The sequence below is a fragment of the Ancylobacter sp. 3268 genome (assembly GCF_031456575.1).
In the GTDB taxonomy this organism is placed as follows: Bacteria; Pseudomonadota; Alphaproteobacteria; order Rhizobiales; family Xanthobacteraceae; genus Ancylobacter.
In genome coordinates this window covers 1-2,314 of record NZ_JAVDUX010000051.1, presented here as the reverse complement: position 1 = coordinate 2,314, position 2,314 = coordinate 1, and the positions used below count along the sequence as shown (strand labels likewise).

General features: G+C 63.5%; 3 protein-coding genes and 1 pseudogene. 1 reads left to right on the top strand and 3 read right to left on the bottom strand.

Features of this window, described 5'->3' with window-relative positions; genetic code table 11:
• Positions 1-350 precede the first annotated feature (350 nt).
• Complete coding sequence (locus J2X65_RS27050) at positions 351-452, bottom strand: hypothetical protein (protein ID WP_404977804.1); 102 nt, start codon at positions 450-452, stop codon at positions 351-353.
• 224 nt (positions 453-676) lie between these two features.
• On the opposite strand from J2X65_RS27050, the gene J2X65_RS26910 reads away from it, so the two are divergent.
• The gene (locus tag J2X65_RS26910; RefSeq protein WP_310208584.1) at positions 677-922 is read left to right on the top strand and encodes a hypothetical protein; all 246 of its coding nucleotides are present in this window, start codon (positions 677-679) and stop codon (positions 920-922) included.
• 192 nt (positions 923-1,114) lie between these two features.
• Here J2X65_RS26910 and J2X65_RS26905 read toward each other — a convergent pair whose 3' ends face one another.
• Positions 1,115-1,918: an NAD(P)H-dependent oxidoreductase gene (locus J2X65_RS26905; protein ID WP_310208581.1), complete on the bottom strand. Its 804-nt coding sequence runs from the start codon at positions 1,916-1,918 to the stop codon at positions 1,115-1,117.
• A gap of 37 nt (positions 1,919-1,955) precedes the next feature.
• Positions 1,956-2,314, bottom strand: a pseudogene (locus tag J2X65_RS26900) (hypothetical protein); the annotation flags it as partial.

The window sequence follows — 2,314 nt, the reverse complement described above, 5'->3', positions numbered from 1 at the left end:
AACGCCACGCCGACCTCTATCGCGCTTTCCTCACAATCGCCGCCGCCATCATCGCTTTCAGGGCCCGCACGAGGTTTTGTTAGGCGCTCTTAGTCACCAGTCGTAGCGGGGCGTCATCATTGGAGTGAATGCGCTGGTCGCGAACGTCACAGCGGATGCGGTAGGCGACCCCGAATTGATGGAGGAGACGATCGCGAAAGAGGACACGGCATTGCTCCCGCTCGCGGCTCGAGGAATCTGCACGCGGCGTTAGCGCCGCTCGCTTCGATGCTCGTCGTGCCCACGGTCGACAGGCCATTGGGAACGTTCGCTGCCCGCGCCGCCGCCGCCAGCATGTTATCAGCGCCGGGCTACAGCGCGTTGGCAAGACCAACGGATGAGATGCCGATCGGCATGTCATAATCGCGACCGAACAGTGCGACGCCGGTCGAGCGGCCGCTGGCATTGCGCATGTAGCGCGATGCGAGCGTGATCGCGTCGAGCGCCGCGCGGTTGCGCGCGCGCCAGCTCGGCGCCGGTACCGCTTTTGAGATAGCCGCATTCGATCGCCGGCATGCGCCGCCGTGCGATCCGCGCCGGATCCTCGATCGTCGCCGCGTTCGAGAGCCCGAGCCGAATCATGGATCAGTCTCCGCCTACCATTCGGCGCATATCTTGCCGAATGCGCGCCGCTTAGTTGGTAGCGAAAGGCGTCGGCCAGCTCTTCAAAGGCAAAGCTCCTGTCGATGACCGGGCGGATGCCGGTCACCTCCAGCGCCGCCACATAATACTGCTGATCGCGCCGCCTGCCGACGATCAGCCCCTGGATGTGTCCCGCCAGCATCGCGCCATAGCCGGACGCCAAGCCGCTCAAGAGATTGCCGAGCGCGAACAGCAGCATCAATCCAACCGCTCGCGGCCGGCGCGGCAGATGCCCGACTAACGCCGTGACCGTGGGGGCACCGATGGTCACGGCGAGGGCGTAGCCGGAAACGAGCAGACCAGCCGCCGGGAGCGTTGTCCGGAGATTGCGCGCGATCCCGGGAACCAGGCCAATGATCACGAACTCAGTCGTGCCAATGGCAAATGCTCCCGCGGCCAGTGCGATCAGCGCAGGCTTCATGATCGTCGGGCCTTACGCGTCAACCGTCTCGACCACCCTTTCGGCGACATGCGCGACGATGCCGGTCTGGCCCGGCGCGACGTCATCCGCCATGGTGTGGCGATCGGGGAAATCGCCTCCGTTCTGCGCACGGAACGGGATTGGCGCGTCGGTGAACAGCCCGGCGAGTCGCGCACGCCAGCCCGCCTTGATCGCCTCGACCTCTTCGGCGGTGGAGACATGGCCGGCGCTGTAGACAACGTGCGTGGGCAGCACATCCATCCCCGGATAGAAGAGCGCGCCGTGGGTCAGCGGAAAGAGCAGCTGCTCAATCGGCGCGTTGATCCCGCGCGGGCTATAGTCCGCCACAGGTCCACCGGCCTGAACATTTACCAGCGCGCGCTTGCCCTTCAGGATGCCGTCCCCGAAGCGAAACTCGTTGGTGCCGTTCTGGTAGCCATAAGCGAAACCGAAGGCATAGACGCGTTCGATCCAGCCCTTCAGGATCGCGGGCACGCCGTACCACCACAGCGGGAATTGCAGGATGACCGCGTCCGCGGCAAGGAGTTTGGCCTGTTCGGCGACAACATCCGGCGTCTGGTTGCCGGTCGCATAGGCATGGCCCGATTCCATGATGAACGACAGCCGGTCGGGATTGGTGCGGACAGGAAAGTCGTCGGCGTCGAACACTGCTTTCCACTTCATACCGTAAAGTTCGGATTGCACGATCTCATGTCCGGCGGCGCCAAGCGTCTCGACAGTAACGTCGACCAACTGCCGGGTGAGCGAGGTTGGTTCGGGGTGCGCAGATACAATAAGGATATTCTTCTTCATCATGCTTCTCTGGTCTCTATCGTGGAGTGTGGGGGGCGCTTCAGCGCTCGCTGGGATGTCCCCAAGCCAGCGGCTTCACCGGATCATCAAGCTCGGTATGGGCCAGCGCGTTGGTGAAGTTGGAGATGATCTTTGCGTCGGCCATCAACGTCGCGACGCTCACATTCCCGAGCTGAACGACCGGCGCGATGTCGGTGTAGTTCGGTAGGTCGCCGTGAATTTCGGCCGCGTGCGCGTGGCATGCTTTTTGGAAGCTGTCCGGCGACTCGAACAGCGCGTGAAACGCGGCGATGTAGGGCGCGGGGGTGGCCTGCTCCCTGGAAAGTGGTCCTCCGTGAAGTAGGCTTTCGGGCCTTTGGAGGATGGCGCCATGGCGCAGAAGAAGCATAAGCCTGAAGA

What these genes read in the sequence shown, in the direction of transcription:
- J2X65_RS27050 (WP_404977804.1), bottom strand. Translation starts at nt 452, where the DNA reads ATGCGCAATGCCAGCGGCCGCTCGACCGGCGTCGCACTGTTCGGTCGC.
- J2X65_RS26905 (WP_310208581.1), bottom strand. Translation starts at nt 1,918, where the DNA reads ATGATGAAGAAGAATATCCTTATTGTATCTGCGCACCCCGAACCAACC.